This window comes from Streptomyces sp. 351MFTsu5.1, from assembly GCF_000383655.1.
Taxonomy (GTDB): domain Bacteria; phylum Actinomycetota; class Actinomycetes; order Streptomycetales; family Streptomycetaceae; genus Streptomyces; species Streptomyces griseorubiginosus.
Genome location: NZ_KB911776.1, coordinates 219,884 through 238,197, shown reverse-complemented (window position 1 = coordinate 238,197; position 18,314 = coordinate 219,884). Strand labels below are relative to the sequence as shown.

Below are 18,314 nucleotides of genomic sequence, written 5' to 3'. Positions count from 1 at the left end.
CGACATCCTCAACGGTCCACTCTCTCACCCGTGCCGGACGGGTCCGTGCTTTCCGCTGCGGTGTCCGCTGTCAGGTCACTCGGCTGCTCGGGGCCGTCCGCCCCTGGCCCGGCGGTGCCGGACTTCTTGGTGAGACGGTCCTCGGGGCCCTCGGGGTTCTCCGGGCCGTCGGCGGCCTCGCCCGTCTCGTCGTCGGGGCCGTTCTGCTCGGCCGCACGGGCGGCCGCCCGCTTGCGCTGGGTGTACATGCGGAATCCCGCCAGTACCAGCAGCAGGACCCCGCCGCCGATGACCAGCATCACGGTGGCGGTGAACTCCGTGACCCGTACGTCGAAGCGGACCGCGTTGCCGTACGGCTGACCGTCCTCGGTGTACAGCTGGGCGATCACCGAGGACTGGCCGTTGGCGTTGGCCGTGGTGGTGAACTTCACGGTCTGGCTGTGGCCGCCGGAGACCTCGACGGGCTGCTCGTCGTAGGAGGAGCCGCCGATCTCGAGCCGGTTCGGGCTCAGCGAGGTCAGCCGAAGCCTCAGATGCTCCACTCCCTGGACCAGGTTGTTCTGGACGGTCACGGGGATGGTGGCGCTGCGGCCGGATAGCTTGGTCTCCGACTTGTCGATCAGGCTGACCTGGGAGGTCAGCCTGTCGAGGTAGGACTCGACGTCATTGCGGAAACTGCTCGCCTCGCCGGCCCGGCCCCGCCATGACGTGGACATCTCGCGGTTCATGGCCCGCCCGAAGGGGGTCACGACGCGGGACTGGTCGGAGAGGATCACCCTGAGGTTGTCGAGCTTGCCCTGGGTGCCGGCGATCTGCTGGAAGGCAGCCTTCGAGAGTTCCTGCTTGCGCAGCGAGGCGGGATAGGCGGACGCCGGGGGCACCTTGGTGGTGGCGCCGGGGTCGGGCTTGGCCGCAGCCGCCGCGGTGAGCTTCTGGGGCTCGGACCAGTTCCCGCTCTGGAGCGCGCTGATTGCTTCGGCCATGGCGGTTGCCTGGCTCGCCGTGGGCATGCGCTGCGGGGCGACGACGACGCTGCGCTGCTTGTTCGTCTGGAGTCCGAGAGCGAGGCTCTGAGCGAGGAACCGCTGGACGGCGAGCGTCGCGGCGGAAGCCCTTGTCAGGTCGCCCTGGAACGCCGTCGACAGACGTGCGTCCGCGACGACGGCCGTGGTGCCGCCGCCGATGGGACGGGCGGCGGAGGGCGTGTAGGACAGGCCACCGGTCTCCTGGAGACTGTCGCTGCGCGCGATCACCTTGTCGGCGCCCGCGGAGGTGGCGACCTTGACGATCGAGGGGTCGATCGCGCCGTTCACGGGCCAGGCGAAGTCACTGCTCGGTGTCACGTGGAGCACGGTCTTCACTGTGGTCACCGCGACGTCGGTGGCCTCGTCGAGGTGGCTGAGCGAGCCGGTGACGCTCGTGCCGTTGTGGGCCAGGGAGGCGAGGTCGGGGTCGGCGAAGGGCAGCGCGACGACCTCCTGGCCCTCGACCGCCTTCTGGAGCCTCGCCAGCCACTGCTTGGCAACCGCCTGCTGGGTGCCTGGCGTGGTGGTGTCGCCCGGGCCCTGTACCTCGTAGCGGCCGGTCATCGCGTCGACGGAGGCCAGTAGATCGGGGTCGATCACCCAGGTGACGCCGAGTTCCTCGCCGAGCGACAGCATCTGGTCCAGCCGGCCGCCGGCCGAGATCTCCTTCGAGAGGTTGTCATTGAGGAAGACCGGCGTCTGCTGCGCGTTGGCACCGGTCTCCGCCGTCATGTGGACGCTGGAGATCAGCGGCCACAGGAAGGTCGTCTTCGTCTTCGGGTCCGCCTCGTCGGCCTGCCAGGGCAGGAACGTCCGCTGGATGCCGAGCAGACGGTCCCAGGGCTGCGCGGCCGTCTTGCCGGAGAGGGAGACGGCGAGCTGGTAGACGCCGGTATCGCCGAGGTCCAGCTCGTCGACCGGGACGGTGAGGGAGAAGGGCTGGGCGACGCCCGGGGTCAGCTTGGGGAACTTCGCGACGTACTTGCCGCCGACCTCGGATCCTGTGGGGCCCTGGAGGGAGTCGCTGTTCTGGGTGGTCTGGTCGATCGACGAGCGGGTGGTCAGCTCGGGCCCCACCCCCAGGTCCACGTGCGCGGAGGTGACGGCCTGCTTGCCGTTGTTGGTCACGGTCCCCGAGACGGTGACGGTGTCACCGTCCGTAGGCGCGCTGGGGCTGAGGGTGTCGATGGCGACGGCCACCGAGCCGGAGTCGTCGGCGGCCTGGGCCGCAGCGGCGGCGGGAAGCTGGCACAGGCCGGCCAGCAGCGGGACCCCCGCCAGCAGGGCCCCGGTGCGCCGCAGCCAGCGGCGGGCAGGTGAGGGACTGGTCCCCTGGAAGTCTGCCGCCTCGGCCACGCGCTCGCCCGTCCCTAGTCGTCGTCAGTGGTCGTCGGAATGTGCGTCCACGCATGGTAACGATGCGCGCTGAGGGGAAGTGCCGCGGACTGCTCCACAAGATCGGGAGACGCTGCCGCGCTGTCCTGAATGTGCACGTATAAAGAGAAGTGCGACAGCGATCTCCGGAGCAGACCTTGTGCAGGTTCGGGTGACGGGTCTGTGCACGTTTAATGGAGGCACTCCGGGCCGCCGCGGCCACGTACCCTCTTCTGTTGTGCCGAACGCCGACGAATCCCACCTCAATGTCCTCAGCCAGGAGCATGGCAGCAGGGTGAACGAACTGCTGCGATTCCCCCCGGTCGCCGCCGACCTGGCTCGCTGCTTCCAGGACGCCGGGTTCTCCCTGGCGCTGGTCGGAGGGCCGGTCCGGGACGCGTTGCTGGGCCGGCCGGGACACGACCTCGACTTCACGACCGACGCCCGCCCCCAGGATGTGCTGAGGATCCTCAGGAAGTGGGCGGACTCCGTATGGGAGGTCGGGATCGCCTTCGGCACGGTCGGGGCGCAGAAGGACGGCTACCAGGTGGAGGTGACCACCTACCGGTCCGAGGCCTACGACCGGACCTCCCGCAAGCCCGAGGTGGCGTACGGCGACTCCATCGAGCAGGACCTCGTCCGTCGGGACTTCACGGTGAACGCGATGGCGTACGCCCTCGCGGAGGCGAGGTTCATCGACCCGCACGGCGGCCTCGAAGATCTCGCCGCACGGGTACTGCGCACACCGGGGACCCCCGAGGAGTCGTTCTCCGACGATCCCCTGCGCATGATGCGCGCGGCCCGCTTCGCGGCTCAGCTCGACTTCGAGGTGGCCCCTGAGGTCGTGGCCGCCATGAAGGAGATGTCCGGACGCATCGAGATCGTCTCCGCCGAGCGCGTCCGGGACGAGTTGAACAAGCTCATCCTGTCCGAGAACCCGCGCAAGGGCTTGGCGCTGCTCGTCGACACCGGCCTGGCCGAGTACGTGCTCCCCGAGCTGCCCGCCCTGCGCCTGGAGAGCGACGAGCACCACCGGCACAAGGACGTCTACGAACACACGCTGATCGTCCTTGAGCAGGCCATCGCACTGGAGAAGGAGGGACCCGACCTCACACTCCGCCTGGCGGCCCTGCTCCATGACATCGGCAAGCCGCGCACGCGCCGGTTCGAGAAGGACGGCCGGGTCTCGTTCCACCACCATGAAGTGGTCGGAGCGAAGATGACCAAGAAGCGGATGACGGCGCTCAAGTACTCCAACGAACTGGTGAAGGACGTCTCCCGGCTCGTCGAACTCCATCTGCGCTTCCACGGGTACGGCACCGGGGAGTGGACCGACTCTGCGGTGCGCCGCTATGTGCGGGACGCCGGTCCACTGCTCGACCGGCTGCACAAGCTGACCCGTTCGGACTGCACGACCCGCAACAAGCGCAAGGCAGCCGCACTGTCCCGCGCGTATGACGGGCTGGAGGAGCGGATCTCCCAGCTTCAGGAGCAGGAGGAACTGGACTCGATCAGGCCCGACCTCGACGGCAACCAGATCATGGAGATCCTTGCTGTGGGCCCAGGTCCCGCCGTGGGTCGCGCGTACAAGCACATGCTGGAGCTTCGGCTGGAGAACGGGCCGATGGGGCACGACGAGGCGGTTTCCGCACTCAAGGCCTGGTGGGCCGAGCAGAGCTGAGGCGGGGGACGGGGTCATGTTTCACGTGAAACATGACCCGGGGGTAGCGGGCGGGCGGTGTTTCACGTGAAACATCGCCCGTCATCGTTTCACCGTTCGGCGCTCTTTCGTCATCGCCGCAGCGACTGCCCCGTAGATGACGGCAACAGCGATCACAAGAGTGTCCGAGCGCCCGTCCGGCGGCAGCATCAGTGCGGCCACAGCTGCCGCGCCCACGAAGGCGATGTTGAACAGCACGTCGTAGACGGAGAAGATCCGCCCACGGAATCCGTCGTCGACGGCGGACTGCACGATCGTGTCCGTGGCGATCTTCGCGCCTTGAGTGACCAGGCCCAGGACGAACGCTGCGATGAGCATGGGCACGGTGGCGAAAGAAAGCCCGAGGGCGGGCTCCAGGACCGCGGCAGCGGCCGCGCACACGACGATCCAGCGTTCGGGGCCGAGCCTTCCGGCCGCCCAGGGTGTGATGACGGCGGCGACAAAGAACCCGGCCGCGGAGACCCCCAGTGCGAGCCCCAACAGGGCCAGTCCGTCACTGGGGTCGGACGTCAGGGCGTACCGGCAGAGCATCAGCACCATGACGAGCAGAGCGCCGTAGCAGAACCGCATCAGGGACATTGCGCCGAGCGCCCGGGCGGCGGACCGGCGTTCGGGTGCGGCCAGATGCCGTACGCCGGCGACCAGGTCGCGTGCGGAGCCGGCCAGTGCCGTGCGCAGACGCGTTTGGATCAACTCGGGTTCGGGGCCCAGCAGTTCCGGTGGCATCCGCAGCGCGGCCAGGCCGCCACACAGGTAGAGCCCGGCACCGAGCAGCACCACGGCCGCGTCGGAGTCGCCGACGAGGAGCCGAACGGCGAAGGCGAGTCCGCCGCCCGCGGTCGCGGCGAGCGTTCCGGCGGTCGGGGAAAGGGAGTTGGCGATGACCAGCCGCTCGTCGTCGACGACCCGGGGCAGTGCTGCGGACAGGCCTGACAGGACGAACCGGTTGACCGCTGTGACGCACAGGGCGGAGACGTAGAAGAGCCAGTCCGGAACGTCGCTGAGGATCAGGACGGCCGTCGCCGACGCCAGCAGGGCGCGCACGAAGTTGCCGTAGAGGAAGACCTGACGACGGCGCCAGCGGTCCAGGAGGACACCGGCGAACGGGCCGACCAGGGAGTAGGGGAGCAGCAGGACCGCCATGGCGGAGGCGATCGAGGCGGCCGAAGTCTGCTTCTCCGGGGAGAAGACGACGTACGCGGCGAGAGCGATCTGGTAGACGCCGTCCGCGCCCTGGGAGAGCAGGCGCACGGTGAGCAGACGCCGGAAGTCCCGGAGGCGGAGCAGGACACGCAGATCGCGGACGACGGGCATGGGGCACAGCCTCACATACGGCGAGGGTCCCCGGGCGATACCACCCGGGGACCCTCTGTAGCCCTGGCAGGAGCGTTTTGCGTGAGCCTTAGCGCTCGACCTCACCCTTGATGAACTTCTCGACGTTCTCGCGGGCCTCGTCGTCGAAGTACTGGACCGGCGGGGACTTCATGAAGTAGCTGGAGGCCGAGAGGATCGGGCCACCGATGCCGCGGTCCTTGGCGATCTTCGCGGCGCGCAGGGCGTCGATGATGACACCCGCGGAGTTCGGGGAGTCCCAGACCTCGAGCTTGTACTCCAGGTTCAGCGGGACGTCACCGAAGGCGCGGCCCTCGAGGCGGACATAGGCCCACTTGCGGTCGTCGAGCCAGGCCACGTAGTCGGACGGGCCGATGTGGACGTTCTTCTCGCCGAGGTCCCGGTCGGGGATCTGGGAGGTGACGGCCTGCGTCTTGGAGATCTTCTTGGACTCGAGGCGGTCGCGCTCGAGCATGTTCTTGAAGTCCATGTTGCCGCCGACGTTCAGCTGCATCGTGCGGTCCAGGACGACGCCCCGGTCCTCGAACAGCTTCGCCATGACGCGGTGCGTGATGGTGGCGCCGACCTGGGACTTGATGTCGTCGCCGACGATCGGGACGCCGGCCTCGGTGAACTTGTCCGCCCACTCCTTGGTGCCGGCGATGAAGACCGGGAGGGCGTTGACGAAGGCGACCTTGGCGTCGATGGCGCACTGGGCGTAGAACTTCGCCGCCTCCTCGGAGCCGACCGGCAGGTAGCAGACGAGGACGTCGACCTGCTTCTTCTTGAGGATCTTGACGACGTCGACCGGCTCGGCCTCGGACTCCTCGATGGTCTCGCGGTAGTACTTACCGAGACCGTCGAGGGTGTGGCCCCGCCGGACCTTCACACCGGTGTTCGGCACGTCGCAGATCTTGATGGTGTTGTTCTCGGAGGCGCCGATGGCGTCGGCGAGGTCGAGACCGACCTTCTTCGCGTCGACGTCGAACGCCGCGACGAACTCGATGTCACGGACGTGGTAGTCGCCGAACTGGACATGCATCAGCCCGGGGACCTTCGACGCCGGGTCGGCGTCCTTGTAGTACTCGACTCCCTGAACCAGCGACGCAGCGCAGTTGCCCACGCCGACGACGGCTACGCGAACCGAACCCATTCCGGTTGCTCCCTGTGTGTACGAGTGAGGCCCTGGCAGGGACCTCACGTGGCGGTGTCGCCGGGCGTATCCGGACCGGGGGTGTCCCCGGTCCGGGGCAGGACGCCCGGCGCTCCCTCTGTGGTGTCGCGAGCGGCTTCTCCATGGCCGGGGCCCTTCAGGTCCCGACCGGCCCGCTCGCTTTCGATGAGCTCGTTCAGCCAGCGCACTTCGCGCTCCACGGACTCCATCCCGTGGCGCTGGAGCTCAAGCGTGTAGTCGTCGAGTCGCTCCCGGGTGCGTGCCAGCGAGGCACTCATCTTCTCCAGGCGCTCCTCCAGCCGGCTGCGCCGGCCTTCGAGGACTCGCATGCGGACGTCGCGTGAGGTCTGCCCGAAGAAGGCGAAACGAGCGGCGAAGTGCTCGTCCTCGTACGCGTCGGGACCCGTCTGCGAGAGCAGCTCCTCGAAGTGCTCCTTACCTTCCGCCGTCAACCGGTAGACGATCTTGGCGCGACGCCCTGCGAGTGGTGCGGCGAGGGCGTCCTCCGTGGTGTGTCCCGGTTCCTCGATCAACCAGCCGTTGGCGACCAGCGTCTTGAGGCAGGGGTAGAGCGTGCCGTAGCTGAAGGCACGGAACACACCCAGGGACGTGTTGAGGCGTTTGCGCAGCTCGTAGCCGTGCATCGGGGACTCGCGGAGCAGTCCGAGGACGGCGAACTCGAGGATCCCGGAACGCCGGCTCATCGTCGCCTCCTCGTCACTGTCTCGCACCGATGTATCGACTCGATACATCAAGACGATAGAACGGCCATCCGGAAGCGACAAGTGGGGGGATGGTGAACGGGATCACATCAATGTTTCATGCGAAGCAAGTTGCCTGATTTGGGGTGAACTTCGGGGCTCGGCGGGTTTTGACGGTGCGTAGTCTGTGCGGCATGCACGCCACCGGGAAGCGAGTGACGCCTGGGGGGCGTCGTTGTCCCGGTGCAGTACGGATGAATGCGCGACCGACCGCATCCGTACTTCGGGGGGACCGGAAACCAGCCGCCGTTTCCAGGCGCGCAAAGGTGCGCCTGCCCGAGGAGTAGTCGTTCGATGAGCGAGCACCGTCGCAAACCGCCGCAGCCGCAGGGAGGCGGACGTGCCGCGGCCCGACGCGGCCAGTCCGGCTCGTCCTCCGGCCGCCGTGCGGCTCCGCGAGGCGCCACCGGGTCTCTTGCCGACTCCTATGGGACAAGTTCCCAGGAGTCCGCTGCTTTCGGTCCGGGAGGCGAGGAACGTCAGTACGGCAGCCGTGCCGAGGCCCGTCGTGCGGCCCAGAGAAGCGCGGGCGGCGGTGGTCGGCGCAGAGGGCCGGAGCCGGGCCGCGGGAACCGCCGTGGGGCGCCGACGGGCCGGGGGCGGGCGGCCGATCCCGGCAGGAAGCGGCTGATCGACTATCCGCGCGCCGGCAAGTACGGCGTGGCGCGCTGGGTGCCGTCCTGGAAACTGGTGACGGGGCTGTTCATCGGCTTCATCGGAAGCCTGGTGGCCGTGGCCGGCGTCGGGTACGCGCTCGTCAGCGTTCCGAATATTGACAAGACCGCGACGGCGCAGAACAACGTCTTCTACTGGTCCGACGGCAGCGAGATGGTTTCCACCGGCGGTGAGACCAACCGTCAGATCATCAACCTCGCGCAGATCCCGAAGGCGATGCAGTACGCCGTCGTCTCGCAGGAGAACAAGACCTTCTACACCGACAGCGGCATCGACCCCAAGGGCATCGCCCGCGCCGTGTTCAACATGGTCAGGGGCGGCGAGACTCAGGGTGGTTCCACCATCACCCAGCAGTACGTCAAGAACGCGCTCCTGAACGACCAGTCCCAGACCGTCACACGCAAGTTCAAGGAGATCTTCATCTCCATCAAGGTCGGAGCCACGGTCAACAAGGACCAGATCATGGCCGAGTACCTGAACTCCGCGTACTACGGACGCAACGCCTACGGCCTCCAGGCCGCCGCGCGCGCGTACTTCAACAAGGACGCCGAGAAGCTGGACCCGGGCGAGTGCGCCTTCCTGGCCGCCACGTTGAAGGGCGCCACGTACTACGACCCAGCGGGCGCAACCTCCATCGACCCCGCGAACGCCACGCCTGAGGCCAACCAGAAGCGGGCCCTCAGGCAGATGCAGGACACCCTGAACAAGATGGTCGAGTACGGCCATCTCAGCGCGGCGGACCGGGCCAACTACACCTCGCTTCCCAAGTGGCAGAACCCCCGCTCCAACACCCAGCTCAAGGGCCAGGTCGGCTACCTGGTCGACCTCGCCAAGGCCTATCTGGTCAACAAAAAGATCATCACCGCCGACCAGCTCCAGCAGGGTGGCTACTCGATCTACACGACCTTCGACAAGAAAAAGGTCGGCGAGCTCGAGGCGGCCGTCAAGAAGGTCCGCAAGGAGAACATCGACCCCAAGAAGCGGCCGACGAAGGACACCTTCGTCCAGTTCGGCGGTGCGTCGGTCGAGCCGTCCACCGGGGCGATCCGGGCCTGTTACGGCGGCGAGGACGCGACCACCCACTTCACCAACAACTGTGACTCGACGGGTGCCCAGGTCGGTTCGACCTTCAAGACCTTCGTGCTCGCCGCTGCGATGAAGTGGGGCGTGCGCGATCCGGATCTCGGCGAGAGCCAGGCACAGGACGAGCGCACGGTCGTCAACGCGAAGAGCCTGTTCAGCGGCAAGAACGACCTCAAGATCAAGAACTACGACGGTTCGATCTGGAAGAACGAGGAGGGCAAGGAGTGGCTCCAGGAGAACGACGGCAAGCAGTCCTACGGCTCTCCGCCCAAGTTCCAGATCGACCTTCGTGAGGCGATGCGGGAGTCCGTGAACTCCGCCTTCGTGCAGCTCGGCATGGATGTCGGTCTGGACAAGGTGAAGGAGGCGGCCATGGACGCGGGTCTCAAGGAGAACAGTCTGGCCGGCACCAACTTCCCCTCCTTCTCCATCGGTATCTCCGACCCCAGCGCCATCCGCATGGCGGGCGCGTACGCCACCTTCGCGGCCAGCGGCAAGCAGAACGAGCCGTTCTCTGTCGAGAGGGTCACCAGCAAGGACGGGGAGGTCTTCAAGCACAAGGCGGCGCCCGAGCAGGCCTTCGAGAAGAAGGTCGCCGACAACGTCACCGACGTTCTCAAGACCGTGGTCGACAAGGGCACGGGTACCAACGCCAAGCTGACCGGCCGTGACGTGGCGGGCAAGACCGGTACCACGGACGGCAACAAGTCCGCCTGGTTCGTCGGGTACACCCCGCAGCTGTCCACGGCGATCACCATGTTCCGGCTGGACGACGACGAGACCAAGAAGAACCGCACGTTCCTGGAGATGTACGGCACGGGTGGCCAGGAGAAGATCCACGGTGCGTCGTTCCCGTCCGAAATCTGGCACGACTACATGGAGCAGGCACTGAAGGGCCAGAAGTCGATCGACTTCCCGACGCCCGAGCCCATCGGTCAGGTCCTCAATGAGGAACCGAGCCCGACGCCTACTCCGACTCCCACCGAGAGCGAGTCGTCCACTCCGACACCCACTCCGACGCCCACCCCGTCGTTCGTCACTCCGTCGCCGACGGCGTCCGAGACCTGCCGGTTCACCTGGCAGTGCGACGACTCGACCGGCGGCACGGACAACGGTGGCACGGACGGGGGCGTGACCCCCACACCGACGGCCACGTCGACGGAGGAGAACGGCAACAACGGCAATGGCAACGGGGGCCTCTTCGGCGGATCGACTGGGTAGTTAGTGTCCTCGTGCTTAGGCGGGCTGTCCGCCCTGGTGATCGAGGAAGCAGAAAGTGCCTCTGACCAGCGAGAACGAGGAGTATTGAGATCCTTGTTCCTGCCACCGTTGGAGGCACTTTCCAGGTGAAGGAGCGTGTTGGTTTCGCAGACCGGGGCGGTGCTTCTGCTGGAGACGGTCCGTTAGTCCGGTCTGGGTACGGCGGGGCTGGTGCGCGGCGCAAGTCGCAGACACTGCACGATCCGGACAGGATCCTGCGGGATGTCGCGCTCGCGGGCGGTGTTGGGCTGGACCCGCCTGGCCAATGTGGGCCGAGCTGGCTGTGTTTGGACCCGTTGCCTTCGACCCGACTGTCTCCGGCTGATTAGTCGGCTGGCGGCGGGTGGACCGTGGGTTCTGGCCGCGTTGCGCGCCGACCATGCTGAAGTATGCCAACACGTGTGGCGGTTGGCCGATGACGCGGCGCCGGACGGGGGTGGCCAGTTGAGCGTGGACATTTACGGGGTCCTCGTCCTGGACCATCCCATCCCTGTGCTCAGCACCAGCTCACCCCAGCCGTGGAACGCGGCGCACTCCCGACACGACAGCCGGGCCCTCAAGCTGCCCATAATTCGGAAAACCCTCAAAACTCACCACATAAAGCCCCATCAGCAAGCTGACGGGCCTTTGTGGAGAATCAAGGCTGAGGGCTGCTCTGCCACGCAAGCTTGAATCTGTATATTGCATTGCAGTCTTGGTGAGTTCATGGCAAACTTGTCCTACCGTACTAAACAGAGAAGACGATTACGGTTTCAATTGAGCCTGGCAGTAAATGGGGGGAATATGTTTAATTCTAAGCTCGCCCGTATGGCGGCGGGCGCCGCAGGCGCCGCCGTGATGATTGTCGCAGCGGCGAGTCCAGCCTTTGCTGCGAACAAGACCGTCAATATAGGTCATGGCTACATGACATTCATCGACGACGGGGACGTCTTCAAGATTTGCGACACTCAGGCGGACGGCAAGGGGGTGTATGGTGCGGTCTTCTATAATTCGTACCTGACCACCTCCGGCTACGAAAGAGTTATGACGGTCTCCGACGGTGGCGACAGTGGATGTGACAGCAAGGGCTACAACATAGGTAATTCTGGCACCTATACGTTCGTCATCTGTTGGGGAAAGTATCCGACTAGCGCATTTATGGATGCCACTATGGGTGAACCGTGCAGCGACAGTGGCGAGTTCAACGAATAGTCGCCATATGGGCCAACTGGGCAACTGTCTGGGCATATCGCGAGGGGGCGTCCAGTGGTTGACGTCCCCTGCTTGTTTGAATGCCGGAAAATACTTCCTCATCGCGGGCTCTCGCAACATCTGAGGCCAGGAAAGCTACGAGCTTCTGCTTTCCCACGAGAGTCGGCCCGACCGGGCCACCGCACCGGTGGTGCGGCGGCCCTCGGCGTACTGCCGGCCTCGTACGGCAGGATGTGCGGCATGCCCAGTGCTGAATCGACGCCAGCGAGCGTGCACGAGTCGGACCTCGTACCTCCGACCAAGGACGACGAGGTCGCCAGGAGTGGCAGCGAGTTGATCGGTGGCCCTCTGGGGCGCCGTGCTCTGCTGGGGACGTCCTGGTGGAACCCCGTGCGGGTCATCGCTCTCGTGGCCATCGGCGTGTTCGCGCTGGGCCTGGTCCAGAAGGCGCCCTGCTACGACGGCGCGTGGTTCTTCGGTGCCAGCTCTCAGTACACGCACGCGTGCTACTCCGACATCCCGCACCTCTACCAGGGACGCGGCTTCGCCGACGGGCTCGTCCCGTACTTCGACAAGCTCCCCGGTGACATGCAGTACCTCGAATACCCGGTGCTGACCGGCGTGTTCATGGAGGTCGCCGCCTGGCTGACACCCGGCAGCGGCAGCATCCAGGACCAGGAGCAGTGGTACTGGATGGTCAACGCGGGGATGTTGATGGCCTGCGCGGCCGTCATCGTCGTCTGCGTGAGCCGTACGCACGCCCGTCGCCCCTGGGACGGGCTGCTGGTCGCCCTGGCCCCGGCTTTCGCGCTGACCGCCACCATCAACTGGGACCTGCTGGCGGTCGCTCTGACGGCCTCCGCGATGCTGATGTGGGCCCGCGGCCGTTCGCTCGCCTTCGGCGTCCTCCTGGGCCTCGCCACGGCCGCCAAGCTCTATCCCGTCTTCCTGCTCGGCCCGCTGTTCGTGCTGTGCTGGCGGGCTGGCAAGTGGCGGGACTTCGGCAAGGCCCTGGGTGGCGCGGTCGTCTCCTGGCTCGTGGTGAACCTGCCGGTGATGTTCTTCGCCTTCGACGGCTGGTCGAAGTTCTACACGTTCAGTCAGGAGCGGGGCGTGGACTTCGGCTCGTTCTGGCTGATCATCGCCCAGAACTCCAGCGACCCGTGGAGCACGGAGACCGTCAACACCTTCGCCACGCTGCTGATGCTGCTGGCCTGCGCGGGCATCGCGGCACTGACGCTGACCGCCCCGCGCCGGCCGCGCTTCGCGCAGCTCGCGTTCCTGATCGTCGCCGCGTTCATCCTCACCAACAAGGTCTACTCCCCGCAGTACGTCCTGTGGCTGGTGCCGCTGGCCGTACTGGCCCGGCCCAAGTGGCGGGACTTCCTGATCTGGCAGGCCTGCGAGGTGGCGTACTTCCTCGGCATCTGGATGTACCTCGCGTACACGACCAGCGGCAACGCCCACAAGGGTCTGCCGACCGACGGCTACCACTGGGCCATCGGCCTGCATCTGATGGGCACCGCGTACCTGTGCGCGATGGTCCTGCGCGACATCCTCATGCCGGAGCGGGACGTGGTGCGACTGGCCGGCGACGACGATCCGTCGGGCGGTGTGCTCGACCGGGCGGAGGACGTCTTCGTGCTCGGTGCTGCAAGCCGTCCGCCGCGGCACGCCGCGCACTTCGACGGACCGCAGGTGGAGTGGGGCAGCGAACCAGGCACCACCGACCGTTCGCTCTGAGCGAACACGCCTGGGTGTCACAGCACGAAAGGCCGTACAGGGGCTGCCCTGTACGGCCTTCTGCTGTCTCTACGGCGGCTGCTGCCTCTACGGCTTGCTGCCTATGGCGTCGCTACGGAGTCGCCAAGACGGCTCAGCGGTCGACGATGCGGTCGAACTGCGTGGTGGTGTGCCGCAGATGGGCCACCAGCTCCTCGCCGACCTTCGGCTCCGGGGCGTCCGACGGCACGAAGAGGATGGAGACCTGCATGTGCGGCGGCTCGGCGAACCAGCGCTGCTTGCCGCCCCAGACGAACGGAGAAAGGTTCCGGTTGACCGTGGCCAGGCCGGCACGGGCGACTCCCTTGGCGCGCGGCATGACGCCGTGCAGGGCCTTCGGGGCCTCCAGACCCACACCGTGCGAGGTGCCGCCCGCCACGACGACCAGGAAGCCGTCGGAGGCCGCCTTCTGCTGCCGGTAGCCGAAGCGGTCCCCCTTGGAGACACGGGTGACGTCCAGGACCGCGCCGCGGTACTCGGTGGAGTCGTGGTCCCCGAGCCACAGCCGGGTCCCGATGCGGGCGCGGAAGCGGGTCTGCGGGAACTGCTGCTGGAGCCGGGCCAGGTCCTCGGCCTTGAGGTGGCTGACGAACATGGTGTGCAGCGGCAGCCGGGCCGCGCGCAGCCGGTCCATCCAGCCGATGACCTCCTCGACGGCGTCCGAGCCGTCGGTGCGGTCCAGCGGCAGGTGGATCGCGAAGCCCTCGAGGCGGACGTTCTCGATGGCGGCGTGCAACTGCGGCAGTTCCTGCTCGGTGATGCCGTGCCGCTTCATCGAGGACATCACCTCGATGACGACGCGGGCGCCCACCAGGCCGTAGACGCCGTCTATCGACGACACCGAACGGATCACCCGGTCGGGCAGCGGCACGGGCTCCTCACCCCGCCGGTACGGCGTGAGGACCAGCAGGTCGCCGCCGAACCAGTCCTTGATCCGGGCGGCCTCGTAGGTCGTGCCGACGGCGAGGACGTCCGAACCCAGCCGGGTGGCCTCCTCCGCCAGCCGCTCGTGCCCGAAGCCGTAGCCGTTGCCCTTGCAGACCGGGACGAGCCCCGGGAACTGCTCCTGCACGTGCTTGTGGTGCGCACGCCAGCGCGCGGTGTCGACGTAGAGCGTGAGCGCCATGGCCGGACCCGGAACCTTTCTGGTGGCTGGGGTGTATCAGAGGGATGCGAGCTATTGAACCGAAGAGCGCGGCGTCAGCGGCGCGACATGTAGATGTCGAGCGCCTTGTGGAGCAGCTTGTTGAGCGGGAAGTCCCACTCGCCGAGGTACTCGGCCGCCTGGCCGCCCGTGCCCACCTTGAACTGGATCAGACCGAAGAGGTGGTCGGTCTCGTCCAGCGAGTCGGAGATGCCCCGCAGGTCGTAGACGGTCGCGCCGAGCGCGTAGGCGTCGCGCAGCATCCGCCACTGCATCGCGTTCGAGGGCCGGACCTCACGGCCGATGTTGTCGGAGGCGCCGTAGGAGTACCAGACGTGCCCGCCGACGATGAGCATGGTCGCCGCCGACAGGTTCACGCCCTCGTGGCGGGCGAAGTACAGCCGCATCCGGTTGGGGTCCTCGGTGTTGAGGGCCGTCCACATGCGCTGGAAGTACGACAGCGGACGCGGCCTGAAGTGGTCGCGGACCGCGGTGATCTCGTACAGCCGCTGCCATTCCTCGAGGTCCTGGTAGCCGCCCTGGACGACCTCGACGCCGGCCTTCTCGGCCTTCTTGATGTTGCGGCGCCACAGCTGGTTGAAGTTCTTGTGGACCTCTTCCAGGGAGCGGTTCGCGAGCGGCACCTGGTAGACGTAGCGCGGCTGGACGTCACCGAAGCCGGCTCCCCCGTCCTCGCCCTGCTGCCAGCCCATCCGGCGGAGCTTGTCGGCGACCTCGAAGGCGCGCGGCTCGATGAAGTCGGCCTCGATGTCCCGCAGCCGCTTCACGTCCGGGTTCTGGATGCCGGCCTTGATGGAGGTGGCCTCCCAGCGCCGGATGATCACCGGCGGGCCCATCTTCACGGAGAAGGCGCCCTGGTGCTTGAGATGGGCGAGCATCGGTTCCAGCCACTCGGTCAGATTCGGCGCGAACCAGTTGATGACCGGGCCCTCGGGCAGATAGGCGAGGTAGCGCTTGATCTTGGGCAGCTGGCGGTAGAGGACGAGACCCGCGCCCACCAGTTCGCCGGTCTTCTCGTCGAACCAGCCGAGGCTCTCGGAGCGCCACTCCGCCTTGACGTCTGCCCAGGCAGGAACCTGCATGTGGCTCGCCGAGGGCAGGCTCTGGATGTACGCCAGATGCTGCTCGCGGCTGATCGTCCTCAGGGTCAGGCTCATTCGGGGCGCTCCTCGGGCTGGTGTGTCCCCATGGGTACAGGGGCTCCGGCTCTCGCGCCGAAGCCTACTGCGCCTGGCGAGCGCCCCGACTGGGCGTACGGCACCCGCGTCCCGGCTGTGGGGCCGCCGAGGCGTTCCGCGGTGCTTTGAGTGGTGTTGTGGGGCGGGTGCCCGTGGCGTCAGCTGATGACCCCACCGAAGAGACCGCCGTGCGCCATGCCGAGGAAGAAGCCGACCGCGGCCGCGCCCAGACCCAGGATCAGTCCGAAGCGCTCCCTGGTCGTCTCCGAGATCCACTGGCCGTATGCACCGGTGAGGATGCCGACCAGGCCCGTCCAGGAGCTGAGCAGGTGCAGGTTGTGGAACATCGCCGTGACGAAGGCCGTGACACCCAGCACCAGGGTCACCGCGAGCAGCGTGTCCTGGAGGGGGTGAGGCTTTCCGTCCGTGGCGAAAAGGCCTCCGGCGGTGTTGGGTCGCATTGCCTGTGCCATAGGGCACCTCCTGCGGAAGACGGCGCACTGTAGCGCCATACACACCCGATGTGTACAGAGTGACCGTCCCCGGGGCCGGATTTCAACCGGAAGCCGGTGTGCGGGTAGTCTGTACCGTCTGCACGGTGTCTGCCCATGTCACGACCGGGTCTACCGCGAGGAAGCCCCGATTGTCAGTGGCGGCCGATACCGTTGCGTACGCATCACAACCCTCCTGCCACGGAACGACCGTGGCCGCTGAGTCCGAAGGAGGTGGGTTCCACATGCGTCACTACGAGGTGATGGTCATCCTCGACCCCGATCTGGAGGAGCGCGCTGTCGCCCCCCTGATCGAGAACTTCCTCTCCGTCGTCCGTGAGGGCAACGGCAAGGTCGAGAAGGTCGACACCTGGGGCCGTCGTCGTCTCTCGTACGAGATCAAGAAGAAGCCCGAGGGCATCTACTCGGTCATCGATCTGCAGGCTGAGCCCGCGATCGTCAAGGAGCTCGACCGACAGCTGAACCTGAACGAGTCGGTCCTCCGGACCAAGGTCCTCCGCCCCGAGACCCACTGAGCTCTCCCGCTCAGCTGATCCCGGGATTCGAGTAGCAGCAACCAAGCAGCCAGAGCAGCAAACCCGCCGAGAGGTTCCCCATGGCAGGCGAGACCGTCATCACGGTCGTCGGCAATCTTGTCGACGACCCCGAGCTGCGCTTCACCCCTTCCGGTGCGGCGGTCGCGAAGTTCCGTGTCGCGTCCACCCCCCGCACCTTCGACCGTCAGACGAACGAGTGGAAGGACGGCGAGAGCCTGTTCCTGACCTGCTCCGTCTGGCGTCAGGCGGCGGAGAACGTCGCCGAGTCGCTCCAGCGAGGCATGCGCGTCATCGTGCAGGGCCGGCTGAAGCAGCGGTCCTACGAGGACCGTGAGGGCGTCAAGCGCACGGTCTACGAGCTGGACGTCGAGGAAGTCGGCGCCAGCCTGCGCAGTGCCACGGCCAAGGTCACCAAGACGGCCGGCGGTGCCGGTCGGGGTGGCCAGGGCGGTTACAACGGCGGTGGCGGTGGCGGCCAGGGTGGCGGCGGCTGGGGTGGAAACTCCGGTGGCGGTCAGCAGGGCGGCGGCGCTCCCGCTGACGACCCGTGGGCCACCAGCGCTCCCGCCGGTAGCAACCAGGGCGGCGGCGGTGGCGGCTGGGGTGGAAACTCCGGCGGCGGTGGCGGCGGCTACTCGGACGAGCCCCCCTTCTAGGCCTCGGGCCGAGGGGTGGGTCGTACCCACACTTCTTGATCACACAGGAGAAACACCATGGCGAAGCCGCCTGTGCGCAAGCCTAAGAAGAAGGTCTGCGCTTTCTGCAAGGACAAGGTCACGTACGTGGACTACAAGGACACGAACATGCTGCGGAAGTTCATTTCCGACCGCGGCAAGATCCGTGCCCGCCGCGTGACCGGCAACTGCACGCAGCACCAGCGTGACGTCGCCACGGCCGTCAAGAACAGCCGTGAGATGGCGCTGCTGCCCTACACCTCCACCGCGCGATAAGGGAAGGGTGACCGACTAATGAAGATCATCCTCACCCACGAGGTCTCCGGCCTCGGTGCCGCGGGCGACGTCGTCGACGTCAAGGACGGTTACGCTCGCAACTACCTGATCCCGCGGAACTTCGCGATCCGCTGGACCAAGGGCGGCGAGAAGGACGTCGAGCAGATCCGTCGTGCTCGCAAGATCCACGAGATCCAGACCATCGAGCAGGCCAACCAGGTGAAGGCCCAGCTCGAGGGCGTCAAGGTCCGCCTGGCCGTCCGCTCCGGCGACGCAGGTCGTCTCTTCGGTTCCGTCACCCCGGCCGACATCGCTTCCGCGATCAAGGCTTCCGGTGGCCCCGAGGTCGACAAGCGCCGCATCGAGCTGGGCTCGCCCATCAAGACCCTGGGCGCCCACGAGACGTCCGTGCGTCTGCACCCCGAGGTTGCCGCCAAGGTCAACATCGAGGTCGTCGCGGCCTGATCGCTGCGTCTGGCTTGAGCAGTTGCGTCTCGCTTGAGCAGTTGGGAGAGGGGTCGCACCGTCACTGGTGCGGCCCCTTTCGCATGCTCGAACCGACGGGAAACGCTTCGTGTTTCACGTGAAACGTGACG

15 protein-coding genes are annotated in these 18,314 nt (G+C 66.9%); 8 read left to right on the top strand and 7 right to left on the bottom strand.

Translation table 11 applies throughout. The annotated features are described in order from the left end of the window. Positions 1–8 precede the first annotated feature (8 nt). Positions 9–2,381 (bottom strand): DUF6049 family protein, encoded by a 2,373-nt coding sequence (locus H295_RS0104495; protein ID WP_020134144.1) that lies wholly within the window; start codon positions 2,379–2,381, stop codon positions 9–11. A 256-nt stretch (positions 2,382–2,637) separates the two neighbouring features. On the opposite strand from H295_RS0104495, the gene H295_RS0104490 reads away from it, so the two are divergent. Beyond that, entirely contained in the window at positions 2,638–4,080 is a 1,443-nt protein-coding gene (locus tag H295_RS0104490) for a CCA tRNA nucleotidyltransferase (RefSeq protein WP_028809041.1), read from the top strand. Positions 4,081–4,161: 81 nt separating this feature from the next. Here the strand turns inward: H295_RS0104490 and H295_RS0104485 are convergent, their stop codons facing one another. The 3 genes from H295_RS0104485 to H295_RS0104475 all read right to left on the bottom strand — a co-directional run bounded on the left by H295_RS0104485 (position 4,162) and on the right by H295_RS0104475 (position 7,329). Then, on the bottom strand, positions 4,162–5,433 hold the full coding sequence (locus tag H295_RS0104485; RefSeq protein WP_020134142.1) for an MFS transporter: 1,272 nt from the start codon (positions 5,431–5,433) through the stop codon (positions 4,162–4,164). Between the two features lie 88 nt (positions 5,434–5,521). Further along, on the bottom strand, positions 5,522–6,604 hold the full coding sequence (locus tag H295_RS0104480) for an inositol-3-phosphate synthase (RefSeq protein WP_020134141.1): 1,083 nt from the start codon (positions 6,602–6,604) through the stop codon (positions 5,522–5,524). A 44-nt stretch (positions 6,605–6,648) separates the two neighbouring features. Beyond that, the gene (locus H295_RS0104475) at positions 6,649–7,329 is read right to left on the bottom strand and encodes a PadR family transcriptional regulator (RefSeq protein WP_020134140.1); all 681 of its coding nucleotides are present in this window, start codon (positions 7,327–7,329) and stop codon (positions 6,649–6,651) included. 351 nt (positions 7,330–7,680) lie between these two features. On the opposite strand from H295_RS0104475, the gene H295_RS0104470 reads away from it, so the two are divergent. From H295_RS0104470 to H295_RS0104460, 3 genes are all read left to right on the top strand, one after another. After that, on the top strand, positions 7,681–10,365 hold the full coding sequence (locus tag H295_RS0104470) for a transglycosylase domain-containing protein (protein ID WP_078616556.1): 2,685 nt from the start codon (positions 7,681–7,683) through the stop codon (positions 10,363–10,365). Positions 10,366–11,211: 846 nt separating this feature from the next. Further along, on the top strand, positions 11,212–11,595 hold the full coding sequence (locus H295_RS0104465; protein WP_020134138.1) for a hypothetical protein: 384 nt from the start codon (positions 11,212–11,214) through the stop codon (positions 11,593–11,595). Positions 11,596–11,835: 240 nt separating this feature from the next. Beyond that, positions 11,836–13,338 (top strand): glycosyltransferase family 87 protein, encoded by a 1,503-nt coding sequence (locus H295_RS0104460; RefSeq protein WP_028809038.1) that lies wholly within the window; start codon positions 11,836–11,838, stop codon positions 13,336–13,338. A gap of 133 nt (positions 13,339–13,471) precedes the next feature. Here the strand turns inward: H295_RS0104460 and H295_RS0104455 are convergent, their stop codons facing one another. The 3 genes from H295_RS0104455 to H295_RS0104445 all read right to left on the bottom strand — a co-directional run bounded on the left by H295_RS0104455 (position 13,472) and on the right by H295_RS0104445 (position 16,193). Beyond that, positions 13,472–14,503 (bottom strand): alanine racemase, encoded by a 1,032-nt coding sequence (locus H295_RS0104455; RefSeq protein WP_020134136.1) that lies wholly within the window; start codon positions 14,501–14,503, stop codon positions 13,472–13,474. Positions 14,504–14,577: 74 nt separating this feature from the next. After that, positions 14,578–15,699 (bottom strand): peptidoglycan bridge formation glycyltransferase FemX, encoded by a 1,122-nt coding sequence (gene femX / locus H295_RS0104450; protein ID WP_020134135.1) that lies wholly within the window; start codon positions 15,697–15,699, stop codon positions 14,578–14,580. A gap of 179 nt (positions 15,700–15,878) precedes the next feature. Further along, positions 15,879–16,193: a hypothetical protein gene (locus H295_RS0104445; RefSeq protein WP_028809037.1), complete on the bottom strand. Its 315-nt coding sequence runs from the start codon at positions 16,191–16,193 to the stop codon at positions 15,879–15,881. Between the two features lie 263 nt (positions 16,194–16,456). On the opposite strand from H295_RS0104445, the gene rpsF reads away from it, so the two are divergent. The 4 genes from rpsF to rplI all read left to right on the top strand — a co-directional run bounded on the left by rpsF (position 16,457) and on the right by rplI (position 18,183). Further along, complete coding sequence (rpsF, locus tag H295_RS0104440; RefSeq protein ID WP_020134133.1) at positions 16,457–16,747, top strand: 30S ribosomal protein S6; 291 nt, start codon at positions 16,457–16,459, stop codon at positions 16,745–16,747. A gap of 80 nt (positions 16,748–16,827) precedes the next feature. Further along, complete coding sequence (locus H295_RS0104435) at positions 16,828–17,424, top strand: single-stranded DNA-binding protein (RefSeq protein ID WP_020134132.1); 597 nt, start codon at positions 16,828–16,830, stop codon at positions 17,422–17,424. A gap of 57 nt (positions 17,425–17,481) precedes the next feature. Next, positions 17,482–17,718, top strand: coding sequence for a 30S ribosomal protein S18 (gene rpsR, locus H295_RS0104430; RefSeq protein ID WP_003949403.1), 237 nt, complete (start codon positions 17,482–17,484; stop codon positions 17,716–17,718). A gap of 18 nt (positions 17,719–17,736) precedes the next feature. Next, the gene (rplI, locus tag H295_RS0104425; protein ID WP_020134131.1) at positions 17,737–18,183 is read left to right on the top strand and encodes a 50S ribosomal protein L9; all 447 of its coding nucleotides are present in this window, start codon (positions 17,737–17,739) and stop codon (positions 18,181–18,183) included. Positions 18,184–18,314 lie beyond the last annotated feature (131 nt).

Coding starts and splice junctions, on each gene's coding strand:
- H295_RS0104470 (WP_078616556.1), top strand. CDS start 7,681: ATGAGCGAGCACCGTCGCAAACCGCCGCAGCCGCAGGGAGGCGGACGT.
- H295_RS0104435 (WP_020134132.1), top strand. CDS start 16,828: ATGGCAGGCGAGACCGTCATCACGGTCGTCGGCAATCTTGTCGACGAC.
- H295_RS0104460 (WP_028809038.1), top strand. CDS start 11,836: ATGCCCAGTGCTGAATCGACGCCAGCGAGCGTGCACGAGTCGGACCTC.
- rpsR (WP_003949403.1), top strand. CDS start 17,482: ATGGCGAAGCCGCCTGTGCGCAAGCCTAAGAAGAAGGTCTGCGCTTTC.
- H295_RS0104445 (WP_028809037.1), bottom strand. CDS start 16,193: ATGGCACAGGCAATGCGACCCAACACCGCCGGAGGCCTTTTCGCCACG.
- femX (WP_020134135.1), bottom strand. CDS start 15,699: ATGAGCCTGACCCTGAGGACGATCAGCCGCGAGCAGCATCTGGCGTAC.
- H295_RS0104465 (WP_020134138.1), top strand. CDS start 11,212: ATGGCGGCGGGCGCCGCAGGCGCCGCCGTGATGATTGTCGCAGCGGCG.
- rplI (WP_020134131.1), top strand. CDS start 17,737: ATGAAGATCATCCTCACCCACGAGGTCTCCGGCCTCGGTGCCGCGGGC.
- rpsF (WP_020134133.1), top strand. CDS start 16,457: ATGCGTCACTACGAGGTGATGGTCATCCTCGACCCCGATCTGGAGGAG.
- H295_RS0104485 (WP_020134142.1), bottom strand. CDS start 5,433: ATGCCCGTCGTCCGCGATCTGCGTGTCCTGCTCCGCCTCCGGGACTTC.
- H295_RS0104480 (WP_020134141.1), bottom strand. CDS start 6,604: ATGGGTTCGGTTCGCGTAGCCGTCGTCGGCGTGGGCAACTGCGCTGCG.
- H295_RS0104455 (WP_020134136.1), bottom strand. CDS start 14,503: ATGGCGCTCACGCTCTACGTCGACACCGCGCGCTGGCGTGCGCACCAC.
- H295_RS0104475 (WP_020134140.1), bottom strand. CDS start 7,329: ATGAGCCGGCGTTCCGGGATCCTCGAGTTCGCCGTCCTCGGACTGCTC.